The following is a 24,324-nucleotide window of genomic DNA, read 5'->3' as shown; positions in this document are numbered from 1 at the left end:
GCCGGGCTTTATCGTTTCTGGCTGGCGAGTTCGCCGAGCAGCTTGGTCATCTCGTCGTCGAGAGACTGCGGTGCCTTCGCAGCCGGCTTGCTTGCCGGTTTGGGGTGCGAATCGTCGAGCGAGACCTCGAGCTCCCGCATCAGGGTATCGTCGATGGACTCATGCTTCGGTGGCGGGGCCTGCCGGGCAGTATTGGCGGCGGAGCCATAGGCCGGCAGCGGTGTCACATTGCTCGCCTGGTAGATTTGAGCCGGTTTCGGCGCCGGCGCGGCCTGGCGCGGCGGAACGGCGGCCGGAGCAGCCCTTACCGGTTGCGGCGGCGGCGCCTGCCTTGCGGGCGTGGCCGGAGCGGGTTGTGCTGCGCGCGGACGCGGCGCCTGTTGCTGCTGGCCAACACCGCCATCGCCGGTCAATGCCGGACGGCGTGGCGCTGCAAGTCTGATATCGCGCTCGACGACAACGTCGGTCGGGCCGCCGATCAAAAGCAGGTGTTCGATGTCGTCGCGACGGATGAGCACCAGCCGGCGGTGGCTGTCGACCGCCGTCGCGTCCATGACCGCCAGCCGTGTCTTGCGGTTCCTGCCGCCGGCAACGAAGGTGCCGAAGGTCAGGTTGCGGACCAGCCTGATGATGATGAGCACGATGACCAGCAGGACAAGGGCAGCAAACGTCCACAGCAGCGCTGCGGCATATCCGGGACCCGCCACATTATCCAGCCACTGCATCGGTGCCCCCAATCGGCTTTTGAAGTGGAGGGACACTAGACCGTTGCGGCCAGCCACCGCAAGTTGCCTTCACGCTTCGTGAACAGCTTGAAAACACCGACGCGTCATTTTTATCCGACATTTGCCGCCAAGGCCTTTTCCGGATTAGGAGAATGTGATTCAACCGGCCGGGGGCGGTGTCGGACAACTCACGAGCAGGGGGCATATGGCCAGGGAAACGCGCGGCGATTTCTATCCGGTACCGATCGTCGATCAGAACACGCGGCCAGGCGCGGTTACCCGGCTCATCGTGTTCATCATCGTCCTGACTGGGGCCGCGATCGTTTTCGGCATTTTCCGCGAGCGTCTTGGCGATCCGTTCCTGCTCGGCATGCTGGGCGTGCTTGCCATGATCGGCGTCGGCTTCCTGTTCGCCACGGCCATCGGCTTCGTGCAGATCGCGCCGCGTTCGACCGGGGACGAACTGTCGAAGGCCTTCGTCGATTCGATGTCGCAGGGCCTGATCGTCACCGACACCAAGGGCCGCGTCGTCTACGCCAACCGGGCCTACGCCGAGATGACCGGTGCTGCGTCGGCCGCCGATCTGAAGACGGTCGAAGGCCTGCTTTCCGATGTCCCCGAAGCTTCGGTGACCATATACCGGCTGGCCTCGGGCTTGCGCGATGGCCAGGCCGGCGACGGTGAGTTCCGGCTAGCACAGTCGATCCGGCCGGGCGCCGAACCCGGCGCGCGCTGGTACCGGGCGCGGGCCCGGACCTTCAGCGTTCCCGGTCAGCGCCTGCCGATGCTTGCCTGGCAGCTTGCCGATATCTCGCAGGAACGGGCCGAGCAGGAGCGTTTCTTCCTCGACTTGCAGAAGGCCATCGACCATCTCGACCATGCGCCGGCCGGTTTCTTCTCGGCCGACCAGGAAGGCCGTGTCACCTACATCAACGCCACGCTCGCCGAATGGCTGGGCATTGATCTGGCGAGCTTCACCCCTGGCGCCGTGACACTCCCGGAAATCGTCGCCGGCGACGGCATGGCGCTGGTGCGCTCGGTCAAGGCCGATCCCGGCACCACCCGCAACGCCGTCATCGATCTCGATCTGACGACGACAACCGGCGAGGCGCTGCCGGTGCGCTTCATGCATCGGGTCTCGGCCAGCCGCGAGGGGACCAACGGTCCCACCCGCACCATCGTGCTCAACCGCACCCAGGGCGAGGACGCATCGGCCGATCTTCGGGCTTCGGAGGTACGCTTCACTCGCTTCTTCAATTCGACGCCGATGGCCATTGCCGCCGTCGACAATGGCGGCCGCATCCTGCGCACCAATGCGCCGTTCCTGTCGCTGTTTTCCTCCGTCGTCGACGGCGACGCGGTCGACCGCCGCGTGCGGCTGGACACCGTGATCCACGAGCGCGACCGGCCGGCCTTTGCCGCCGCCTTCGAGAAGGCGCGGCTGAGGCAGGCCGACATCGAGCCGATCGACACGCTGCTGCCCGGCAATGAGGAGCGTCACATCCGCTTCTACGTCAACGCCGTCGCCGACGGCACCGGCGAGGGCGCCGAGGAATCGGCCATCGTCTATGCCGTCGAGACCACCGAGCAGAAGGCGCTCGAGGGCCAGATGGCGCAGAGCCAGAAGATGCAGGCGGTCGGACAGCTCGCCGGCGGCATCGCCCATGACTTCAACAATGTGCTGACCGCCATCATCATGGCGTCGGATCTTTTGCTGACCAATCACCGGCCGTCGGACCCGTCCTTCCCCGACATCATGAACATCAAGCAGAATGCCAACCGGGCGGCCTCGCTGGTGCGGCAGTTGCTCGCCTTCTCGCGCAAGCAGACATTGCGGCCGGAAGTGCTGAACCTGACCGACGTGCTTGCCGATCTCCGGATGCTGCTTGCCCGCCTGGTCGGCAACGAGATCAAGCTGAAGGTCGACCACGGCCGCGATTTGTGGCCGGTCAAGGTCGATATCGGCCAGTTCGAGCAGGTGGTGGTCAACCTGGCCGTCAACGCGCGCGACGCCATGCCGGCCGGCGGCGACCTCACCGTGCGCACCCGCAACGTCACTGCCGAACAATGCAAGAGCTTCTCCTACCGCGAGCTCACGCCTGCCGACTATGTCGTGGTCGAGGTCGAGGATAGCGGCTCGGGCATTGCCCCAGACGTGCTGAAGAAGATTTTTGAGCCGTTCTTCACCACCAAGGAAGTCGGCAAAGGCACCGGCCTTGGCCTGTCGATGGTCTATGGCATCATCAAGCAGACCGGCGGTTTCATCTTCTGCGATTCCGAAGTCGGCAAGGGCTCGACCTTCCGCATCTTCTTGCCGCGCCATATCGTGGAGGCGAAGAAGCCCGGCGACGTCAGCGAGGCGCCGGCTGCGCCGGTGAAAGCCGCCGACAGCGCCAAGGACCTGTCGGGCTCGGCCACTGTGCTCCTCGTCGAGGACGAAGACGCCGTGCGCATGGGCGGCTCGCGGGCGCTGACCTCGCGCGGCTATACCGTCCATGAGGCCTCCTCGGGCGTCGAGGCGCTGGAAGTCTTCGAAGCGCTCGGCGGCAAGGTCGATATCGTCGTGTCCGACGTGGTGATGCCGGAAATGGACGGACCGACGCTGCTCGGCGAACTGCGCAAGCGCCAGCCCGACATCAAGTTCGTCTTCGTGTCCGGCTATGCCGAAGACGCTTTCGCCAGAAACCTGCCGCCGGACGCGCAATTCGGCTTCCTGCCGAAGCCGTTCTCCCTCAAGCAGCTGGCCACCGTGGTCAAGGATGTGTTGGAGTCTTAGGGCGCCCTAATTCAAAGCTTGCGCAATGACGTGACGCTGCCATGATTGCAGGCGAAACGGGCGGCGGGTATTGGGGAGCATGTCGTGACGCCGCACAACGAGGCTGCCAGGGGCGACTATGCCGCAACGGTGCTGTTGCCGGGCGATCCGCAACGCGCCGAGTGGATGGCAAAGACATTTCTTGAGGCACCGCGCTGCGTCAACCGCCGCCGGGGCGCACTCGGCTTCACTGGTCTCTATCGCGGCCGTCCCATCAGCATCCAGGCCACCGGCATCGGTGTCCCGTCCTTCCTGGTCTATGTGCATGAACTCCTGGATGTTCACGGCGTCAAAACGCTGATCCGCACAGGTACCTGCGGCGGCCTGACACCCCGCGTGCCGCTGCGCTCCTTGGTGATCTCGCAGTCGGTGCGCGCCGAAAGCGACCAAAGCGGCCAGGTCTTCGGCCTCTACGATGCTGCCGCCGGGCCCGATCCCGGCCTGTTCGCCCACGCTTTGGCCTGCGCCGCCCAGCTCGGCATCGACCACCAGGCCGGGCTGACCATCTGCAGCGACGTCTTCTACCACCCTGTAGGGCGCGACCGCTTTGCCGAAGCGCAGGCGCTTGGCGCTCTCGCTGTCGATATGGAAACCAGCGCACTCTACCGAATCGCGGCGCATTTCGGCGCCCGCGCGCTGTCGCTGCTGACCGTCGTCGACAACATCGTGACCGGCGAACAGACTGCCTATTCCGAACGTCAGGCGCTGTTCACCGATATGGCGCGGCTCGGGCTCGACGTTGCGGCGGAAGGCTAGCTTCCTCAGGCCGCTTCGCGCTTCGGCGTCAGCTCATCCATGTCTGGCCGGTGACCGCGCAGATAGAGCGCGCAGGTGGTACGCAGCATCGACGCGAAGTTGGGAATGGCGCCGTTGATCTCGATCGCCTCGTCATAGAGTTTTGAGATGAACTTCGGCGTCGTCAGGCCCTGGCTGTCGGCAATTTCGTCAAGCAGCGCCCAGAACGTTCCTTCAAGCTGGATACTCGTAGAGTGACCGTCGATGCGGATCGACCGGTTGATCTGTCGATAGCCTTCCGGATCCTGCCCGGCAAAAACCCTGCACATCCTTACCTCCCGATATTGTTGGTTTTGGGCGCAGCGTGTCGCGCCTTCAAGTTGTGGTTGTCCCTGCATGTTCGGCCTTGTGGGCCGAATCGGCAATCGGACTTTCGTCTTTAGGCGCAGGCATAGCAGCGATTGCAAATTTAGCCGTGGTAACCGGCTGCCACCACCTTTCGCGCGTGCCGCCCATAATCGCCTCCAGCATGCAGCGGCGGAGACTGATTTGGCGAAGGCAATCCATTCCATGATCCGGGTTCTCCAAGAGGCCAGATCCGTCGGTTTCTACAGAAACGCTTTCGGGCTCGATGTCGCCGACAGGCTGGATTTCGAGACATTCACGCTGATTTACCTTGCCAACGCCGAAACGGGGTTCGAGCTCGAACTCACCGTGAACAAGGGCCGCACCGAGCCTTATGGGCTTGGCGACGGTTACGGCCATCTGGCGGTCTCGGTGTCCGATCTCGACAGCGAACACGACCGGATCGGCGCGCTCGGCCTCAACCCCAAGAAGATCGTCGAATTCAACCGCGACGGATCGCTGATCGCCCGCTTTTTCTTCATCGAGGACCCCGACGGCTACAAGATCGAGGTTCTGCAGCGTGGAGGGCGCTTCCAGTAGGGGATTATCAGCCGCATTCAGCCGCGCGGCGCCAGCAACGGCGCTGTTCAAGGGCGCAAACAGCAAGCAGGGAGGAACAAATGGTCACGATCTATGACGCGAGGCTCTCACGTCGTGAACTTCTCAAACGCGGCGGCATCGGCGCGTTGCTCGTCATTTCCGGCAGCGCCGTCATCAGCCCTGAAAATGCCTGGGGGCTCGAGACATCGGCGCTCAAGCCCGAAACCATGGCGACGCTGATCCAGATGGCGCGCGACATCTATCCGCACGATCAGGTGCCCGACAAATACTACGCCATCGCCGTAAAAGGGCATGACGAGCAGGCCGGCAAGGACGCTGCCTACAAGGCGATGATCGAAGACGGCATCGCCGACCTCGACAAGAAGTCGGGCGAGGGCGGCTATCGCGGCCTCGGCTGGGAGGAGCAGCGCGTTGCCGTGCTACAGCAGATCGAGGCGACGCCGTTCTTCCAGTCCATCCGCGGCGGCCTCGTCGTCAGCCTCTACAACCAGCAGGAGGTGTGGCCGATCTTCGGCTACGAGGGCGAATCCTACTCCAAGGGCGGCTACATCGCGCGCGGTTTCGACGACATAGAGTGGCTCTGAGCCCTTCCGTCGTTCTGAAACCCGGCAAACAGGAATTCATGGGAGGAAACCATGGCAGCTTCATTTGATCTCAACAACGACGGCGTGGTCGTGATCATCGGCTCCGGCGCCGGCGGCGGCACGCTCGGCAACGAACTCGCCCAGAAAGGCGTCGATGTCGTCATCCTCGAGGCCGGCGCGCGCCACGAATACGAGGATTTCATCAATGACGAGTGGGGTTCCTTCAGCCAACTCGCCTGGACGGACAAGCGCACAACCTCAGGCGACTGGCGGGTGTCGAAGGATTTCCCCAATTTGCCGGCCTGGATCGTCAAATCGGTCGGCGGCTCGACCACGCACTGGGCCGGCGCCTCGCTGCGCTTCCAGGAGCATGAGTTCAAGACGCTCTCGACCTACGGCAAGCTGGAAGGCGCCAACCTGCTGGACTGGCCGGTCACATTGGCCGAGATGGAGCCTTACTACGCCAAGGCGGAAGCCAAGATGGGCGTCACCGGCACCAATGGCTGGCCGCGGCTGCCCGGCAACAACAACTTCAAGGTGCTCAAGGCCGGCGCCGACAAGCTCGGCTATAAGGAATGTCATACCGGCAACATGGCAATCAATTCGGTCGAGCGGGACGACCGCAACTCCTGCCAACAGACCGGCTTCTGCTTCCAGGGCTGCAAATGGGGCGCCAAATGGTCGACGCTCTACACCGAGATTCCCAAGGGTGAGGCGACCGGCCATCTCGAGGTCCGGCCAAACGCCATGGCGATCAAGATCAACCATGACGCTAGCGGAAAAGTGACCGGCGTCGTCTATGCCGACAAGGACGGCAAGCTGCAGGAGCAGAAGGCCCGCATCGTTGCCGTCGCCGGCAACTCGATCGAAAGCCCGCGCCTGCTGCTGAACTCCGAGTCAGCGAAGTTTCCGCAAGGGCTTGCCAATTCGTCGGGGCAGGTCGGCAAGAACTACATGCGCCACACCACCGGTTCGGTCTACGCCATTTTCGACCAACCGGTGCGAATGTATCGCGGCACCACCATGGCCGGCATTATCCGCGACGAGGCGCGGCACGATCCCTCACGCGGCTTTGTCGGCGGCTATGAATTCGAGACGCTGTCGCTCGGCTTGCCCTTCATGGCCGCCTTCCTCAATCCCGGCGGCTGGGGCCGTTCCTTCACCACCGCGCTCGACCACTATGATCACATGGCTGGCCTGTGGATCGTCGGCGAGGACATGCCGCGCGCGGAAAACCGCGTCACGCTGCACAAGCACGAGAAGGACGCGCACGGCATGCCGATCGCCGACGTGCATTTCGATGATCATCCCAACGACACGGCGATGCGCAACCATGCCTACAAGCAGGCCACAGCGCTTTACGATGCGGTCGGCGCGACGCGCTCCTTCCCGACGCCGCCCTATCCCTCAACCCACAATCTCGGCACCAACCGGATGAGCGAAAAGGCGGAAGACGGCGTCGTCAACAAGCACGGCCAGGCGCACGACATCAAGAACCTGTTCGTGTCGGACGGCAGCCAGTTCACGACCGGTGCGGCTGAAAATCCGACGCTGACGATCGTGTCGCTGGCTATCCGCCAGGCCGAATACATCGCTTCGCAAATGTCGGCCAAGACGATCTGAGCCGTCCTCCCGGATCGCTACGCGGAACGCGCATGGCGCGTTCCGCCTTTTTCACTAGGACTCACTATGCGCCGACCGGCTGTCCGTCCCTGCGGCGGATGGCGACGACGGAAGGTCGCGGCAACTGGCCGTCTTTGAAATCGGGCCATAGCGTCTGCGCCTTGTCGAGCGTCTCGGCATCTTCCGCAGGGTGCTGCACCGACAGGAACAAAGTCGTGCCGTCCGGCGTGAAGCACGGGCCGGTCGCTTCGGCGCCGTGCGGGCAGGTGAACAGCAGCTTCGGCAGGCCGCGCGCCGCACCTTCGGTGTCGACGCCATAGACGCCGTCCGGCAGGTCGAAATCATTGGCGCCGTCCGTCGCCACCCACAGCCGCCCCGCCGGGTCGAAGGTGATGTTGTCGGGGCAGACGAACCAGCCATTGTCCGACGTGTCCGGATGAAAAGTGGCGCCGACCTTGGCATCTTTCGGGTTGCCGCAGAGCACGAACAGGTCCCAGGCATACTTTTCCGCCGTGTGGTCGGCATCCGCGCCGCGGCCGCCGGGCGGGATCAGTTCGACAATATGGCCCCAGAGATTTTCCGGCCGCGTGTTGGCCGGATTGACCTTTGACTGGTCGCGCTTCTTGTTCTTGGTCATCACCGCATAGACGCGGCCGGTCACCGGATTGGTCTCGATGTCCTCGGGCCGGTCCATCGGCGTGGCGCCGAGCGCATCTGCCGCAAACCGCGTCTTCAACAGCACCTCGGCCTGGTCGGCAAAACCGTTCTCGACGGTAAGCTTGCCCTGGCCGTGCACCAACGGCAGCCACGTCATCGAGCCATCGGCATCGAAGCGGGCGACCGACAGCACGCCATCGTCGAGCAGATCGGCGCCGGAGGCCGGGTTGGCCTTGTCATAGGCCTTGGCCGAGACGAAGCGGTACATATATTCGAAATAGTCGTCGTCACCCATATAGACGACAACGCGGCCGTCCTTGTTGAGGACCACGGTCGAGGCCTCATGCGACATGCGGCCAAGTGCCGTGCGCTTCACCGGCCTGGACTGAGGATCGTAAGGGTCGATCTCGACCACCCAGTCGAAGCGGTTGGCCTCGTTCGGTTCCTTGTCGAGGTTGAAGCGGTCATGGAAGCGGCCGCGGCCATAGATGTCGGAGCCGTCGAAGCCGTAACGGTCGAGCAGGTCGGCAGTCGGCGCCTTTTTCGGGTCGCCGCCGAAAATGTCGGACACGCCTTCCTCGCAGGTCAGCACCGTACCCCAGGGGGTGAAACCGCCGCTGCAATTATAGCTGGTGCCGAGCACTTTCGTGCCAGTCGGGTCGGCCGAAGTTTTCATCAGCGCATGGCCGGCAACCGGTCCGGAAACGGTCATTTCGGTGTTGGCGGTGATGCGGCGGTTGAGCGGGCTGTCCGCCACGCTTGCCCACTTGCCGTCCTTCAATTGCACCTCGACGATCGAATGGCCCATCGCGGCCATCCCGAGATCGACCTGTTCCTTGGTCATCGTCTTGCCGGCATCGCCCTCGGTCATCCCCGGAAACATCACATTGGGCGAGATGTATTCGTTGTTGACGCAGAGCAGGCCATGATCGGAATTCACCGTGCCCTTGGGCAGCGGCATGAAGGCGATGTAGTCGCAATTGTAGCCGAAGCGCTTTTCCTGTTCCTCCGCCGCGACCTTGTTGCCGTCGAATTCGGCGAGGCCGGCTGCAAGCGGGTCGCCCCAGCGCGCGACGATGGTCGTCTCATAGCCTTCGGCGGCGGCATGGGTCTTGCCGTAGACCCGTTTGAGCTCGGGAAAGCCGAGCGTCGACTGCGCTGCGGCGGCATGCGTTTCGCCGGCAAACAAGGAGCCGACAAAGCTGCCGCCGGCAATCAGCGCGCCGGAGGCGAGGCTGCCTTTCAAAAGAGACCGGCGCGAGACGCGCTCGGCAATGATTTCGCGGATGACGGGGGAGGATGAAGACGGTGTATTGGCCATGGTGTCTGCCTCTCAGGGTGGATGTTACGGCGCACCGTTGCCCTAGTCTGCTTAGGCAACATTCACATGACATAAGAGGAAGGTTTTGCCGCAACTGGGCGCGGCACTACGCATCGCTCAGCCCTTGGTGCAGGTCGAGGCGGTGAAGGCGCCGTCGGGCTGCTTCAGAATGATGTCGAATGACGGGGCGGTCTCGCCGTCCAGTGTTGCCTGTGTCATGGAGACGGAGTTGCCACCGGTGGTATAGCCGCCCAGCGGCCCGAGCCAGGTGATCTCGCCATTGGCATTCATCTGATAGTTGTAGCCTTGCGTCGCGGTGCCGAATGTCACCGGACCACTATAGACATTGCCCTTGATGGTGATGTCGCCGAGGTTGAGGAAGGCGCCGAGCAGGTAGACCTCGCAATGATAGGTGCCGTCCGGAAGCTTGCCCTCGCTGAAATCGGCGCGCGCGGCGCCGCTCGTTGCCATCAGCAGCAGGATGCCGGAAATGCATGAGGTGCGAGATGTCATGACGTCACTCTTTTGAGGGCGAGCTTGCCCTATTTTTGCGCGGTACCGCAACATTTTCAGCCCGGAACACACGGCCGGAGATCAAAAACTAGGCATTTGTCTCAATTGGGCAAAAATTAGGCAAAAGCCATGTGCGCTGCGCAAATTTGCCTCAATCAATTTTCGCCGGCTACCACTGTTTTCTCGAGGCTAATATACCAACCGGCTGATAACGCTCGGCTATTCCATCTTCGTGAGCGGCGCCTTTGCGTTTGGCACGGCAGTTGCATTGCATTATCGCGGTGCAATCAAACAGCTTGGGAGTCTTCGGTATGAGGGGTAATTTCTCCACAATAACAAAAATGTTTTCGGCCGGCGTGGTCGCCGCCGGCCTGTCGATGTCGTCTCCGGCCCAGGCCGCCGAAGACACGATCAAGGTCGGCATTCTGCATTCGCTGTCGGGGACCATGGCGATTTCGGAGACGACGCTGAAAGACGCCATGCTGATGCTCATCGAAGAGCAGAACGCCAAGGGCGGCCTGCTCGGCAAGAAGCTTGAGGCGGTCGTTGTCGATCCGGCCTCCAACTGGCCGCTCTTCGCCGAGAAGGCGCGTGAGCTGATCTCCAAGGACAAGGTCGCCGCCGTGTTCGGCTGCTGGACTTCGGTGTCGCGCAAATCGGTGCTGCCGGTGTTCTCGGAACTCGACAACATCCTGTTCTACCCCGTCCAGTATGAGGGCGAGGAAAGCGAGCGCAACGTGTTCTACACCGGCGCCGCCCCGAACCAGCAGGCGATTCCCGCTGTCGATTATCTCATGAGCGAAGACGGTGGCTCGGTGAAGCGCTGGGTGTTGGAAGGCACCGACTACGTCTATCCCCGCACCACCAACAAAATCCTCGAGGCCTATCTGAAGGCCAAGGGCGTCGCCGCCGAAGACATCATGGTCAACTACACGCCGTTCGGCTTCTCCGACTGGCAGACCGAAGTCTCCGCAATCAAGAAATTCGGCTCGGCCGGCAAGAAGACCGCCGTCGTCTCGACCGTCAATGGCGACGCCAACGTTCCGTTCTACAAGGAACTCGGCAACCAGGGCATCAAGGCCGAGGACATCCCGGTCATGGCCTTTTCGGTCGGTGAGGAAGAACTGGCCGGTCTCGATACCGCGCCGCTGGTCGGCCATCTCGCTGCCTGGAACTATTTCGAGAGCGTCGACACACCCGAAAACAAGAAGTTCATCGCCGACTGGCACAAGTTCATCAAGAATGACAAGCGCACCACCAACGACCCGATGGAAGCTCACTATATCGGCTTCAACATGTGGGTGAAGGCGGTCGAAAAGGCTGGCACCACCGATCCCGACAAGGTCATCGACGCCATGGTCGGCGTGTCCGTGCCGAACCTCACCGGCGGCTATTCGACCATGATGCCGAACCATCACATCACCAAGCCGGTGCTGATCGGCGAGATCCAGGCCGACGGCCAGTTCGAGACCGTGTCGCAGACGCCCGGCCTCGTGATGGGCGACGAATGGTCCGACTATCTGCCCGATTCCAAGGACCTGATTTCGGATTGGCGCGCGCCTCTGTCCTGCGGCAACTTCAACGTTGCCACCGGCAAATGCGGCGGCAAGGGCACGAACTGATCCCTCCCGGGACTGACCGATCGTGGACGCGTCCACGATCGGTACCGCCAAGCGTCCGGGCGCTTCAGCCCGCCCGGACGCGGAATTTCCCCACAGAAGAGTATCTGAACGGATGATCCTGTTGCGCACTCTCGGCCTCATGCTGGTGTTCCTGGTGGCAAGCCTATTGCCGTCGAACGCAGCCGAAGCCGATCTGCGCGCCATCGTCGCCAAATTCGCCACGGGCACGGGCTTTGCCGCCACTGAGGCTGTTGTGCGCGAACTTGCCGCCACCGGCGATCCGCTGGTTGAACGGCCGCTTGCAGCCCTCGCCGAAGGCAATCTCTACATTCGTAAAGCCGATTCAGCCGTCTTCGTCGGCAGTGAGGCCGCCGACAGCGTCACGCTGCTCGACCCGCTGAGCGGCGAGAAAGCCGGCGACGCCGCCAAGGCCGACATCACCAAGATCAAGGTCAACAACACGCTGCGTCGTGTCATCCGAGATGCGCTGGGAACGCTGACGTTGCGCGCGAAAGATCCTTCTGTCCGCATCGCCGCCGCCGACACCATGTTCAAGACCCCCGATGCCGCCAATATCGAGCCGCTCGATGCAGCCATCGCCGCCGAGACCGACGCCAAGGTCAAGGCATTGTTCGAACAGGCGCGCGCGGCATCGGTGCTGGTCTCCGACAAGCCGGAGGCCGACAAGCTTGCCGCCATTGCCCTGATCGGCGCGCGCGGCGACCGCGACGCGGTCTCGCTGCTCACCGCGGTCGAGGCCAATGCGCAAGGCGCGGTCAAGGATGCCGCGACGGCGGCAATCGCCAGCATCAATTCGAGCCTGGCGCTGTGGGATGCCGGCCAGAACATATGGTACGGCATCTCGCTTGGCTCGGTGCTGCTGCTGGCCGCCATCGGCCTCGCCATCACCTTCGGCGTCATGGGCGTCATCAACATGGCGCATGGCGAGATGGTGATGCTCGGCGCCTACACCACCTTCGTCGTCCAGCAGGTGATCCGAACCTCATTCCCCGGCCTGTTCGACTGGTCGCTGGTGATCGCGCTGCCGCTCGCCTTCCTGGTTGCCGCTTCCGTCGGCCTGATCATCGAGCGCGGCGTCATCCGTTTCCTCTACGGCCGGCCGCTGGAAACGCTGCTCGCAACCTGGGGCGTCTCGCTTGTCCTGCAGCAGGCGGTGCGCTCGATCTTCGGACCGACCAACCAGGAGGTCGGCAACCCCTCCTGGATGTCGGGATCGTTCGATGTCGGCCAACTCGCCGTCACCTGGAACCGCCTCTGGATCCTGGTCTTCGCGCTCACCGTCTTCGGCGTGCTGCTCTTTGTTATGAAGCGCACGCCCTGGGGCCTTCAGATGCGCGCCGTCACCGCCAACCGCCGCATGGCCGCCTCGATGGGCATCAGGACGCCTTGGGTCGATGCGCTGACCTTTGCGCTCGGCTCCGGCATTGCCGGCATTGCCGGCGTCGCGCTCAGCCAGATCGACAATGTCTCGCCCAATCTCGGCCGCGGCTACATCATCGACAGCTTCATGGTCGTGGTCTTCGGCGGCGTCGGCAATCTCTGGGGCACGCTGGTCGGCGCCTTCTCGCTCGGCATCGTCAACAAGGTTCTCGAACCCTATGCTGGCGCGGTGCTCGGCAAGATCGTCGTGCTGGTGCTGATCATCCTGTTCATCCAGAAGCGCCCGCGCGGCCTGTTCGCGCTCAAGGGCAGGGCGGTGGAAACATGATCACGGGACGCTTCTTCGCCGCGGGTGCCGACCGTCGCATCGCCATCACTATTTTCATCCTGCTGACGGCCGCCATTATCGTGCCGCTGCTCAACCTCGCAGTGTCGCCGCAAAGCGCGTTCTATATTCCGTCCTACATCGTCGCGTTGACGGGCAAGTACCTCTGCTATGCATTGCTTGCCTTGGCGCTCGATCTCGTCTGGGGCTATTGCGGCATCCTCTCGCTCGGCCATGGCGCCTTCTTCGCCCTCGGCGGCTATGCGATGGGCATGTACCTCATGCGCCAGATCGGCTCGCGCGGCGTTTACGGCAATCCGATCCTGCCCGATTTCATGGTGTTCCTGAACTACAAGGAATTGCCCTGGTTCTGGACCGGTTTCGACCACTTCTGGTTCGCCGCCATCATGGTGCTGGCGGTGCCCGGCCTGCTCGCCTTCGTCTTCGGCTGGTTCGCCTTCCGCAGCCGCGTCACCGGCGTCTATCTCTCCATCATCACCCAGGCGATGACCTACGCGCTGCTGCTCGCCTTCTTCCGCAACGACATGGGTTTCGGCGGCAACAACGGCTTGACCGATTTCAAGGATATTCTGGGCTTCAACGTGCAGGCCGACGCCACCCGCTCGGCCCTGTTTGCCGCCAGCGCCATCATACTCGCGCTCGCCGTCTTCATCACCTGGGCGATCGTCGGCTCCAAATACGGCAAGCTGCTAATGGCGGTGCGCGACGCCGAGAGCCGCACCCGCTTCCTCGGCTGGCGGGCGGAGAACGTGAAGCTGTTTGCCTTCACCGTCTCGGCTGTCATGGCCGGCATCGCCGGCGCGCTCTATGTGCCGCAGGTCGGTATCATCAATCCCGGCGAATTCGAGCCGTCCAATTCCATCGAAGTCGTGATCTGGGCAGCCGTCGGTGGGCGCGGCACCATTGTCGGCCCGATCGTCGGCGCGCTGCTGGTCAATGCCGGCAAATCCTGGTTCACCGGCCTGCTGCCGGAGTTCTGGCTGTTTGCGCTCGGCGGCCTGTTCGTCGCCGTAACCCTGTTCCTGCCCAAGGGCATCGTCGGCATGTGGGATTCCTGGCGCGGTAACGCTCGGGCGATGCGGGCTGCAGCGATTGCAGAGGAAGCGGGCACAGACCCTGATGCCCCGCCGCCATCGAAGATCGTGCGCAGCGCAGCAACAACGCCCGGTGCCTGGTCCGCGTCCGGGCCTGAACCGCAGCCGGCGGAATAGAGCGATGTCGAAGTCCAACACCATCCTCTATCTCGACGGCGTCTCGGTCTCCTTCGACGGTTTCCGCGCCATCAACAATCTGTCGCTGGTGCTCGACAAGGGCGAGATGCGCGCCATCATCGGTCCCAACGGCGCCGGCAAGACGACGATGATGGACATCGTCACCGGCAAGACCCGGCCCGACGAGGGCGAAGTGTTCTTCGACGGCCAGGTCGATCTGACCCGGCACGACGAGGCGGAGATCGCCATGATGGGCATCGGCCGCAAATTCCAGAAGCCGACCGTCTTCGAAAGCCACAGCGTCGAAGACAATCTGATGCTGGCGCTGAAGGGCCCGCGCTCGATCTTTCCGGCGCTGTTCCATCGCCGCTCGGCCGCCGAAGCCAGACAGATCGACGACATCCTCGGCATCATCCGGCTGGGCGACAAGCGCCACGATCTGGCAGCCAATCTCAGCCATGGCCAGAAACAGTGGCTGGAGATCGGCATGCTGCTGGCGCAGGACCCGAAGCTGCTTTTGGTTGACGAGCCGGTCGCAGGGATGACCGATGCCGAGACCGAGGAAACCGCGCGGCTGCTCAAGGACATAGCGCGCGACCATTCGGTCATCGTCGTCGAGCACGACATGCATTTCGTGCGCGAACTCGGCGTCAAGGTCACCTGCCTGCATGAGGGCTCGGTGCTGTCGGAAGGCTCGCTCGATTTCGTCTCGGCCGACGAGCGGGTCGTCGAAGTTTATCTCGGGAGATGAGCATGGTCTGGCGGGTGCAATTCCATCGCTTCGACTTTTCGTTCCTCCGCTTCTGGAGAAGGCGCTGACATGCTCGAAGTTTCCAACGCCACGCTCCATTACGGCGCTGCTCAGGCGTTGCGCGGTGTGTCGCTGACGGCGGGTGCCGGCAAGATCACCTGCGTGCTCGGCCGCAACGGCGTCGGCAAGACCAGTTTGATGAGATCGATCGTCGGCCACCACCGGCTGACGAGCGGAAGCGTTGCCTTCGAGGGGAAGGCGCTCGACCGGAGCGCGGCGTATGATCGCGCCCGGTCGGGCATCGCATTCATACCGCAGGGCAGGGAGATCTTTCCGCTGCTGACGGTGCGCGAAAACCTGGAGTCCGGCTTTGCGCCGTTGAAGCGCGCCGACCGCAACGTGCCGGCGCATGTCTTCGAACTGTTTCCGGTGCTGAAGCAGATGCTGGGGCGGCGCGGCGGCGATCTCTCAGGCGGCCAGCAGCAGCAGCTCGCCATCGGCCGGGCGCTCGTCATGCGGCCGAAACTGCTGGTGCTCGACGAGCCGACCGAAGGCATCCAGCCCTCGATCATCAAGGACATCGGCCGCGCCATCCGCTATTTGCGCGATCAGGCCGGCATTGCGGTGCTTCTGGTCGAGCAATATCTCGATTTCTGCCGCGAGCTCGCCGACGAGGTCAACATCATGGACCGCGGCCAGATCGTCCACACCGGCCCGGCCGAAGATCTCGACCGGGCGGACGTCAGGAAGTTTCTGACGGTTTAACGCAGGTCGACGGCTGCACGGATCGTACACGTCGAAGATTGGCTGAAATGCCCACAATCACTTCGTCATTCTAGGGCGGAGCAAGGAGCGGAGCGACGCGCGCAGACCCTAGAATCCATGCCGCGACATCAGCCAAAGAGTGCCGCGATGCAGAACAAGATCGCTTCTGCGGCACATTGGCCATTCCACATTCTGCACCGTTAATGACGCTTCTTCGTCCCGGCATGGATCCCTGGGTCTTCGCTCCGCTTCGCGTCGCTACGCCCAAGGATGATGAAGTCGCGAAGGTCCGCACCCGTTGCGTCGGACTTTCGTCCGAGGCCGCCACACTCTGGCACGCCGAATACTACATGCTAGTCTTTCCTAGGCCTCGGTGAGTCGGCCGCTTCCGTATCAGTCTGGTTCTGTAGCAGATCGAGGGAATATGCTGGCTCAGCCTGCAAGTTCCACGCAAGCAAGCCACCCTAGCTTCCCTCGCAGTTCTGATTGTCGGTCAATGCGTTCAGATAATCTTGCCAGGAGAATGGGCTATGGAACGGTTCGTCGAGGACCACCAGAAACGACGGCTGACAGAGCGTGTCGACATCATCACCGCCATCAACATTCTGCGCTCGCAAGGCTACCAGCAGGATGAGCTGATCGGCGAAATCACCAAGGTTTTCTACGTCGACCTCGACACTTACAACGAGATCGTCATAGCGGCCTAAAAGCGCGTCGCGCCTGAACGGCCTCATGCGACGCGCTTTGGGGTGTTGTTTTACGTGTGGTGAGGTTCAGGCCGGCTGAATATCAGCCCAGCCTACCCGGCGCGCCGGAAGGCGAGCACACGGTTGCGGCCGCCGCGCTTGGCGCCGTAAAGCGCCTTGTCGGCGGCGCTGAGCACCTTGTCGAATTTGGTGCCGCCCTCGCTGCCGAAGGCGTAGCCGGCGCTGACGGTGCAGGACAGCAGGCGGGTCTCGGTATCGATCCGGCGCATGGCAAAACTGGCCCGGATCCGCTCGGCTATGAATTCCACCTTTTCAGGCAAGGTGCGATCGAGCACCAATGCAAATTCCTCTCCGCCCATGCGCGCGGCGACATCGCCCGGCTGGAGATTGGCGGTCAAATCCTTGGCGAACAGTTTCAGCACCTCGTCGCCGGTGGCATGGCCGAACTCGTCATTTATCGCCTTGAAGCCGTCGAGATCGAACACGATCACGGCGGTGAAGGACCGGACCGGCGTTTTGCCATGCAGGTCGAACAAAGCGCGCCGATTGAGCAGTCCGGTCAGCGGATCGGTCAGCGCTTCGCGGCGATGATGCTGCGCCAGGCGTCCCTGGTTGAGCGCCAGCGAGAGCGCGCCGATGCCGGTCATGCACGCGATGACGACGATGAGGCTGAAATCCTCGGCCCAGTTGCTCGGCGCATGGCCAAGCACCAACCTGCCATCCCAGACAAGTGCACCGGAGCACAGCACGAAGGAAATTGCGGTGGCGGTGTAGAGCCCGGCAATGCCGAGGATCGGGGCAGGGAATTCCGTGCGGCCCTTCCAGTATTCATAGGCCGTCGCAAACAAAAGCAGCGCGGCGAAGGCATTCTCCAGCATGAAGCCCAGCCCGTCATAGCCAAGCGCCATCGGCGGCAAGGCGACTGCCAGCGAGACGCCGGCGCCGACAGCGATGCGCGGCAATGGCGAGCGGCCGGTCGTGAATTGATGGGCCGCGCCCAGCATGGTCGCGAAGCCGAGCAGCAGGAACGTGAAGCTGGCGAGGCCGAGCAGGCGCCCGGGCGCGTCGATATAGGCCTGGTAGGCGAAGACGTCGGCAACGATCAGAAGCACGCTGACGGCCCAGGTCAGCAGGAATTTTTCCGAGCGCGCGGTAAGCCAGATGCCGAACAGCGTCAGGCCGAGGCAAGCGGCGGAAAACCCGACAGCCAACAGAAGGGAACTGTAGTCGAGCGACATGCCCTCGTCCTTGCGCGCGGCGGCCGGCCTCTAGAAAGGACCCGCACCGGATTTATGCAGGAAGGAGGTATCGATAAGGTTACGATGCGCATAAGCTATCACGCTTCGGTTGATCGTAGCAATTCTGGGTTGAAACCCTTTTCAAGGGAAAGCGCTACCCGGATTTCCGGGAAAACCGTTCCACACTTTTCCTGGAATTGCTCCTAATGCATGTCGCCCAGAAGTGTGCCGCGGTTCTGGGACAACGGCATGCATCAAGACAAAGACTTAAATCGCGTCGTATGAATCCGTTTCAGCGCGACGCGCTTTAACCGATCAGCTCACCCGCTTCATCAGCGCCATGGCGCCGAACGGCGCGCGCACCTTGCCCTCGGTGATGAAGTAGACGAACACATCGCGCGGTTTCACCGGCGCGTCGAAAGTCGGATCGGCGCGCCGCAGATCGGCCGGCTGCTTGCCTTGCGCCCAGGTCTTCACCCGCGCTGCCCATTCGTCCAGGCCATTCGGCGTATAGCAATCCGGATTGTCGTCGCTGCCGGTCTGCAGCCGCGCATAGATAAAATCGCCGGTGATGTCGGCGATACCAGGATATTTGGCATGGTCGGCATAGACGATTGCCGCCTTGTATTTGCGCGCCAGGCCCACAAATTCCGGCACGCTGAAACTGTCGTTGCGCACTTCCAGCGCATGGCGCAGCGCCACGCCATCCTGCTTTTCCGGCAGCAGCTTCAGGAAGGCCTCGAAATCGTCGGCGTCGAACTTTTTCGTCGGCGCGAACTGCCACAGGATCGGACCCAGCTTGTCGCCCAGCGCGGCAATGCCGGAGCCGAGGAAGCGCGTCATGGACTCGCCGGCTTCGCCAAGCACGCGGCGGTTGGTGACGAAGCGATTGCCCTTCAGCGAATAGACGAAACCGTCCGGCGCCTCGCCCGCCCATTTGACGAAGGTCGGCTCCTTGAAGCTGGAATAGTAGGTGCCATTGACCTCGATGCTCGGTACCTGGCGGGTGGCGTAACTTAGCTGTTTGGCCTTGGAAAGCTTGTCCGGGTAGAAAGACGTATCCCAGGGTTCGAAAGTCCAGCCGCCCATCCCGGCGCGGATTGTTCCTTGGCTGATCATCGTCTTCCTCCCAGTTCTAAAAATGCGGTCAGGCTATTTTTCCAATCGGTTTGATCATGTCGACCACGGTCCATCCGGGACGGTGGGGATTGGCTCGGCGGCCCGTTTCGTGGAAGCCATAGGCCGTATAGATCTCGATGTTCCGCTCCATGCGCGAATTGGTGTAGAGCCGCACCTCCGGCACACCCCATAGCCGCGCCTGTTCCTGGGCGAAGTCGAGCAGCGCGGTGCCGAGTTTCCTGCCCTGGAAAGCGGGGGAGACCGCGACGCTGAAGATCATCGCATGATCGGGATGGCGCTCAATAACGATCAGCCCGGCGAGTTCCGCGCCGCTCTCCAAGAGCCAGACCTCGCCACGCTCGATGCGTGGCGCATAGTCCTCGGTGACTGGGAGCGGCGGCGCGCCTAACAGGGGCGTGTAGTGCTCATAGGCGGTCTGCGTCAGCGAGACGACTGCGTCGAGATCACCGGCAAGCGCCTGTCGGACTGTCATTCAAAGCTCTCCAGGCGCCCGACCGGTCTGTCAGTTACTCCGCCGCTTCGCGCTTGCCTCCGGGCCGCCGCTCCAAAAGCTCCTTCAGGAACTGGCCGGTGTAGCTGCGCTTTTCGCGCACGATCGCTTCCGGTGTGCCTTGTGCCACCAGTTCGCCACCGCCATCGCCGCCTTCGGGGCCGAGGTCGAGCACCCAGTCGGCGGTCTTGATGACTTCGAGATTGTGCTCGATGACCACCACGGTGTTGCCCTGGTCGACCAGTTCGTGAAGCACTTCCAGCAACTTGGCGACGTCATGGAAGTGCAGGCCGGTGGTCGGCTCGTCGAGGATGTAGAGCGTCTTGCCGGTCGCCTTGCGCGACAATTCCTTGGCGAGCTTGATGCGCTGCGCCTCGCCGCCCGACAGCGTCGTCGCCTGCTGGCCGATATGGATGTAGCCGAGGCCGACCTGCTTCAGCGTCTCCAGCTTGTCGCGCACCCCGGGCACGGCGGCAAAGAAATCGACGCCTTCCTCGACCGTCATGTCCAGGACGTCGGCGATCGACTTGCCCTTGAACAGGACGTCGAGCGTCTCGCGGTTGTAGCGCTTGCCGTGGCAGACGTCGCACGTGACGTAGACGTCGGGCAGGAAGTGCATCTCGATCTTGATGACGCCGTCGCCCTGGCAGGCCTCGCAGCGGCCGCCCTTCACGTTGAAGGAGAAGCGGCCCGGCTGATAGCCGCGGGCCTTGGCCTCGGGCAACCCGGCAAACCAGTCGCGGATCGGTGTGAAGGCGCCGGTGTAGGTGGCCGGGTTCGAACGCGGTGTGCGGCCGATCGGCGACTGGTCGATGTCGATGACCTTGTCGAGGAATTCGAGGCCCTCGATGCGGTCGTGATCGGCCGGATGCTCGCGCGAGCCCATGATGCGGCGCGACGCCGCCTTGAACAGCGTCTCGATCAGGAAGGTCGATTTGCCGCCGCCAGACACGCCGGTGACGGCGGTAAAAGTGCCGAGCGGGATTTCGGCAGTGACGTTCTTGAGATTGTTGCCGCGCGCGCCGACGATCTTCAGCCGGCGGTTTTTCTTGGCCTCGCGCCTGACACCGGGCGTGGCGACTTCGAGCGCGCCCGACAGATATTTACCGGTGATCGAGTTGGGATTGGCCATCACCTGCTGCGGCGTGCCCTGGGCGATGATCTCGCCGCCATGAATGCCGGCGGCCGGACCCATGTCTACGACATAATCGGCATGCAGGATGGCGTCCTCGTCATGCTCGACGACGATCACCGTGTTGCCGATGTCGCGCAGATGCTTGAGCGTGTCGAGCAGGCGGGCATTGTCGCGCTGGTGCAGGCCGATCGACGGCTCGTCCAGCACATAGAGCACGCCGGTGAGGCCGGAGCCGATCTGCGACGCCAGCCTTATGCGCTGGCTCTCGCCGCCCGACAGCGTGCCGGAATTGCGCGACAGCGTCAGATAGTCGAGGCCGACATCGTTGAGGAAGCGCAGGCGGTCACGGATTTCCTTGAGAACGCGCACCGCGATCTCGTTCTGCTGGTCGTTGAGATGTGGCGGCAGTTCGGTGAACCACTGGTCGGCCTTGCGGATCGACAGCTCTGTGACTTCGCCGATATGCTTGCCGGCGATCTTCACCGCCAGCGCTTCCGGCTTCAGCCGGTATCCCTTGCAGACCGGGCAGGGCGTCGCCGACATGAAGCGCTCGATCTCCTCGCGCATCCAGGCGGATTCGGTTTCCTTCCACCGCCGTTCGAGATTGGGAATGACGCCCTCGAACGTCTTGGTGGTCTTGTAGGAGCGCAGGCCGTCATCATATTGGAAGGTGACCTCGCGCTCGCCGGTGCCGCGCAGGACGGCTTCCTTGGCCTCTTCGGTCAGGTCTTTGAACTTGTCGCCGAGCTTGAAGCCGTATGCCTTGCCCAGCGCTTCCAGCGTCTGCGCATAATAGGGCGAGGTCGATTTCGCCCACGGGCTGACGGCGCCGTCGCGCAGCGAGACGTTTTCGTCCGGCACGATCAGGCTGGCGTCGATGGCGCGCTGATTGCCGAGGCCGTCGCAGGTCGGGCAGGCGCCGAACGGGTTGTTGAACGAGAACAGCCTGGGCTCGATCTCCGGAATGGTGAAGCCGGAAACCGGGCAGGCGAATTTTTCCGAGAACAGGATGCGCTCATGCGTCTCGTTCTTCGATTTGTTGACCGAGTCCTCGCCGGTCTGGCTGGCGTCGAGCGGCCGGTCGGCGAACTCGGCCACCGCCAGCCCTTCGGCGAGCTTCAGCGCCGTTTCGATGGAATCGGCAAGCCGTGTCGCCAGGTCGCCGCGCACGACGATGCGGTCGACGACGACGTCGATGTCGTGCTTGTACTTCTTGTCCAACGCCGGCACATCGGCGATCTCATAGAAGACGCCGTCGACCTTGACGCGCTGAAAGCCCTTCTTCTGCAGCTCCAGCAGTTCCTTGCGATACTCGCCCTTGCGGCCGCGCACGATCGGCGCCAGCAGGAAAAGGCGCGTGCCTTCCTCGACCGCCAGCACCCGGTCGACCATCTGTGAAACCGTCTGGCTCTCGATCGGCAGGCCGGTCGCCGGCGAATAGGGGATGCCGACGCGCGCGAACAGCAAGCGCATGTAGTCGTAGATCTCGGTGACGGTGCCGACCGTCGAACGCGGGTTCTTCGACGTGGTCTTCTGCTCGATCGAGATGGCCGGCGACAGGCCGTCGATCTGGTCGACATCCGGCTTCTGCATCATTTCGAGGAACTGGCGCGCATAAGCCGACAGGCTCTCGACGTAACGGCGCTGGCCCTCGGCATAGATGGTGTCGAAAGCAAGCGACGATTTGCCGGAGCCCGACAGGCCGGTCATGACGATCAGGCTGTCACGCGGCAGGTCGAGATCGACATTCTTTAGGTTGTGTTCGCGTGCCCCGCGAATGGAAAGGTATTTATGGTCGGCCATCGCCGGTCGCCGCCTCAGGTCTGGTGTCAGTGGGATCGGCGGGTTTTCCCGGCCATTCCCTATGTAGGTATTTTTGCCGCCACGTCGAGAGACGCCACACTTCTCGACCAAAGCCGTTTAACCGTCTTTCGCGCGAACGGGCAAGCGGAAAGAACAAAGACCGAACACGCTCCTGACAAAGCTGTGCAGAAACTGACAAGGGTGTTTCAGAAACTGACCCTGACGTAAGCTCCCGGCGATCACATTTTCCGTAACCGGCTATTCAAGGTTGACGCCGTCGAATCAGGGGCGCACTCTGCCGGAGTCAACGGAGCCGGCCGTCTTTGATGGCCTCGCCGCCCATAGCGGCCTGCGAGACGCCGCAGGTTTTTGCGATTTGTGCTTCGGATTGACACCAGTCGCAACGGACATAGGAGCGGAGCATGACGCCACCGGATAGTCCCTTGAGGCTCCACCTGCTAGTGGAGCCGCGGCGGGCATAAGTGCCAGGTAGTTTCAAGGCATTGGAGTGTATGCGTCCAAACGAACGCATCGCGTCAGTCCAACAAACCACCAGACAAACCGTGACCTGCCGAATCCCACAAAAATCAGAGACGGCTAGTCGGATCGTCGGCTGAATGCCGCGAGCATCCGAAATCAAAGTCGGTATAACACTACCGGCAGTTTGGATTTGGAATCCAAAAAAAGCCCCGACCGTTAGCGGAAGCAACGGCGGGGCTGTTCTTTTGCGAGGAAGTCGTCGGCGTAGGCTTTCTCTCCCGTATAGTAGCTGGGAGAAGGGGCTACCGGCGCGGCGGCTTGATCCCACCCGTGCCGACATCGACAGTGATGCTGCCGGAAATCCTGACATCGGTGTCGCCGATCTTGAACGTGCCGTTCTCGCCGGCAGACAGCGCGTCGTCCGGCTCCGGCTGCGGCGCGGGCTTGGCGATGCGGTAGTCGCCGGTCACGCCGGGCAGGGCGCCTTTCCGCGACGTGCTGGTGCTGCCCCCGGCAAAGGCCATGCTCGATGTCGCCGCCGTGATGGCAATGGCTATGGTCAGTCTGTTCAGGTGGTAGCGCATGGCAAGACTATAGTGCCGCGCTCAAGGCGAGGCCAGACCAGCGGCGTTGAAATTGAGGGAACACCGGCCTGCATTCAATCCGCCGATCAGGCCGCTGCCTGCTTGCGGGTGTCGAAGACGTGGTCGACGAGGCCCCAGTCCTTGGCCTCCTTCGCGGTCATGAAGAAATCGCGGTCGAGCGTGCGTTCGACCTCTTCGTGGGTGCGGCCGCAATGGTGAGCGTAGAGGTCGGCCATGTGCCGCTTGGTGCGCAAAATGCCTTCGGCGTGACGCTGGATGTCGGAGGCCTGGCCCTGGAAGCCACCCAAAGGCTGATGCAGCACGATGCTGGCATTGGGCAGCGCGATGCGCCGCCCCGGCGTTCCCGCCATCAGCAGGAAGGAGGCCATCGACGCGGCAAAGCCCATGCACACGGTCGACACCGGGCAGCTGACATATTGCATCGTGTCGTAGATGGCGAAACCGCTGGTCACCACGCCGCCCGGCGAGTTGATGTAGAGCGAGATCTCCTTGTCGGGATTGTCCGATTCCAGCGACAGGAGCTGGGCGCAGACCAGCGCCGACATGCCGTCATTGATCTCGCCATTGACGAAGATGATGCGCTCGCGCAGCAGCCGCGAGAAAATGTCGAAGGCGCGTTCGCCGCGGCTCGATTGCTCGATCACCATCGGCACCAGATTGGCAAAGCCGCTCATCTCATTGTCTCCGTTTT

21 protein-coding genes are annotated in these 24,324 nt (G+C 62.8%); 11 read left to right on the top strand and 10 right to left on the bottom strand.

What is annotated here, in order from left to right; translation table 11 throughout:
* Window positions 1–8 precede the first annotated feature (8 nt).
* A complete protein-coding gene (locus NKI31_RS00295) occupies window positions 9–725 on the bottom strand; it encodes a hypothetical protein (protein ID WP_352498218.1) in 717 nt (238 codons plus the stop codon).
* A 205-nt stretch (window positions 726–930) separates the two neighbouring features.
* Here NKI31_RS00295 and cckA point away from each other — a divergent pair, with 205 nt between their 5' ends.
* Together cckA and NKI31_RS00285 are read left to right on the top strand one after the other, a co-directional pair.
* Complete coding sequence (gene cckA, locus NKI31_RS00290; protein ID WP_023670922.1) at window positions 931–3,501, top strand: cell cycle histidine kinase CckA; 2,571 nt, start codon at window positions 931–933, stop codon at window positions 3,499–3,501.
* A gap of 84 nt (window positions 3,502–3,585) precedes the next feature.
* Window positions 3,586–4,296: a purine-nucleoside phosphorylase gene (locus NKI31_RS00285; protein ID WP_023712397.1), complete on the top strand. Its 711-nt coding sequence runs from the start codon at window positions 3,586–3,588 to the stop codon at window positions 4,294–4,296.
* A 5-nt stretch (window positions 4,297–4,301) separates the two neighbouring features.
* Here the strand turns inward: NKI31_RS00285 and NKI31_RS00280 are convergent, their stop codons facing one another.
* Entirely contained in the window at window positions 4,302–4,604 is a 303-nt protein-coding gene (locus NKI31_RS00280; RefSeq protein ID WP_023670924.1) for a ribbon-helix-helix domain-containing protein, read from the bottom strand.
* Between the two features lie 220 nt (window positions 4,605–4,824).
* Between NKI31_RS00280 and NKI31_RS00275 the strand changes: the two genes are divergently transcribed.
* From NKI31_RS00275 to NKI31_RS00265, 3 genes are all read left to right on the top strand, one after another.
* Window positions 4,825–5,220, top strand: coding sequence for a VOC family protein (locus tag NKI31_RS00275; protein WP_352649974.1), 396 nt, complete (start codon window positions 4,825–4,827; stop codon window positions 5,218–5,220).
* A gap of 80 nt (window positions 5,221–5,300) precedes the next feature.
* Window positions 5,301–5,825: a twin-arginine translocation pathway signal gene (locus NKI31_RS00270; RefSeq protein ID WP_023712396.1), complete on the top strand. Its 525-nt coding sequence runs from the start codon at window positions 5,301–5,303 to the stop codon at window positions 5,823–5,825.
* 51 nt (window positions 5,826–5,876) lie between these two features.
* Window positions 5,877–7,448: a GMC family oxidoreductase gene (locus NKI31_RS00265; RefSeq protein WP_352649972.1), complete on the top strand. Its 1,572-nt coding sequence runs from the start codon at window positions 5,877–5,879 to the stop codon at window positions 7,446–7,448.
* A 64-nt stretch (window positions 7,449–7,512) separates the two neighbouring features.
* On the opposite strand, the gene NKI31_RS00260 is transcribed toward NKI31_RS00265, so the two are convergent.
* The gene (locus NKI31_RS00260) at window positions 7,513–9,426 is read right to left on the bottom strand and encodes a PhoX family protein (protein ID WP_352649970.1); all 1,914 of its coding nucleotides are present in this window, start codon (window positions 9,424–9,426) and stop codon (window positions 7,513–7,515) included.
* A 117-nt stretch (window positions 9,427–9,543) separates the two neighbouring features.
* Window positions 9,544–9,939 (bottom strand): hypothetical protein, encoded by a 396-nt coding sequence (locus tag NKI31_RS00255; protein WP_023688644.1) that lies wholly within the window; start codon window positions 9,937–9,939, stop codon window positions 9,544–9,546.
* A gap of 311 nt (window positions 9,940–10,250) precedes the next feature.
* Between NKI31_RS00255 and urtA the strand changes: the two genes are divergently transcribed.
* The 6 genes from urtA to NKI31_RS00225 all read left to right on the top strand — a co-directional run bounded on the left by urtA (window position 10,251) and on the right by NKI31_RS00225 (window position 16,742).
* Window positions 10,251–11,561 (top strand): urea ABC transporter substrate-binding protein, encoded by a 1,311-nt coding sequence (gene urtA, locus NKI31_RS00250; RefSeq protein ID WP_023688643.1) that lies wholly within the window; start codon window positions 10,251–10,253, stop codon window positions 11,559–11,561.
* A 112-nt stretch (window positions 11,562–11,673) separates the two neighbouring features.
* The gene (gene urtB / locus NKI31_RS00245; RefSeq protein WP_352518880.1) at window positions 11,674–13,290 is read left to right on the top strand and encodes an urea ABC transporter permease subunit UrtB; all 1,617 of its coding nucleotides are present in this window, start codon (window positions 11,674–11,676) and stop codon (window positions 13,288–13,290) included.
* Window positions 13,287–14,519: an urea ABC transporter permease subunit UrtC gene (gene urtC, locus NKI31_RS00240; RefSeq protein ID WP_023670933.1), complete on the top strand. Its 1,233-nt coding sequence runs from the start codon at window positions 13,287–13,289 to the stop codon at window positions 14,517–14,519. The genes urtB and urtC overlap by 4 nt, the downstream gene beginning before the upstream one ends.
* A 4-nt stretch (window positions 14,520–14,523) precedes the next feature.
* Window positions 14,524–15,270, top strand: a complete 747-nt coding sequence (urtD, locus tag NKI31_RS00235; protein WP_023696501.1) for an urea ABC transporter ATP-binding protein UrtD — start codon at window positions 14,524–14,526, stop codon at window positions 15,268–15,270.
* A gap of 69 nt (window positions 15,271–15,339) precedes the next feature.
* Window positions 15,340–16,035, top strand: a complete 696-nt coding sequence (urtE, locus tag NKI31_RS00230; protein ID WP_023700798.1) for an urea ABC transporter ATP-binding subunit UrtE — start codon at window positions 15,340–15,342, stop codon at window positions 16,033–16,035.
* Window positions 16,036–16,565: 530 nt separating this feature from the next.
* Window positions 16,566–16,742, top strand: a complete 177-nt coding sequence (locus NKI31_RS00225; RefSeq protein WP_023670936.1) for a hypothetical protein — start codon at window positions 16,566–16,568, stop codon at window positions 16,740–16,742.
* Between the two features lie 92 nt (window positions 16,743–16,834).
* Here NKI31_RS00225 and NKI31_RS00220 read toward each other — a convergent pair whose 3' ends face one another.
* From NKI31_RS00220 to NKI31_RS00195, 6 genes are all read right to left on the bottom strand, one after another.
* The gene (locus tag NKI31_RS00220; protein WP_023670937.1) at window positions 16,835–17,980 is read right to left on the bottom strand and encodes a GGDEF domain-containing protein; all 1,146 of its coding nucleotides are present in this window, start codon (window positions 17,978–17,980) and stop codon (window positions 16,835–16,837) included.
* 315 nt (window positions 17,981–18,295) lie between these two features.
* Window positions 18,296–19,099 carry a DUF72 domain-containing protein gene (locus NKI31_RS00215; RefSeq protein ID WP_023693383.1) on the bottom strand — a complete coding sequence of 268 codons (804 nt, stop codon included), beginning with the start codon at window positions 19,097–19,099 and terminating at the stop codon, window positions 18,296–18,298.
* Window positions 19,100–19,127: 28 nt separating this feature from the next.
* Window positions 19,128–19,592: a GNAT family N-acetyltransferase gene (locus NKI31_RS00210; protein ID WP_023688637.1), complete on the bottom strand. Its 465-nt coding sequence runs from the start codon at window positions 19,590–19,592 to the stop codon at window positions 19,128–19,130.
* Between the two features lie 34 nt (window positions 19,593–19,626).
* On the bottom strand, window positions 19,627–22,548 hold the full coding sequence (gene uvrA / locus NKI31_RS00205) for an excinuclease ABC subunit UvrA (protein WP_023696504.1): 2,922 nt from the start codon (window positions 22,546–22,548) through the stop codon (window positions 19,627–19,629).
* Window positions 22,549–23,330: 782 nt separating this feature from the next.
* On the bottom strand, window positions 23,331–23,552 hold the full coding sequence (locus NKI31_RS00200) for a hypothetical protein (protein WP_155923853.1): 222 nt from the start codon (window positions 23,550–23,552) through the stop codon (window positions 23,331–23,333).
* Window positions 23,553–23,698: 146 nt separating this feature from the next.
* Window positions 23,699–24,307 carry an ATP-dependent Clp protease proteolytic subunit gene (locus NKI31_RS00195; RefSeq protein ID WP_023684630.1) on the bottom strand — a complete coding sequence of 203 codons (609 nt, stop codon included), beginning with the start codon at window positions 24,305–24,307 and terminating at the stop codon, window positions 23,699–23,701.
* Window positions 24,308–24,324: the final 17 nt, after the last annotated feature.

This window comes from Mesorhizobium sp. M0659, assembly GCF_040320605.1.
Classification (GTDB): domain Bacteria; phylum Pseudomonadota; class Alphaproteobacteria; order Rhizobiales; family Rhizobiaceae; genus Mesorhizobium.
This window is presented reverse-complemented; position numbering and strand designations above follow the sequence as displayed.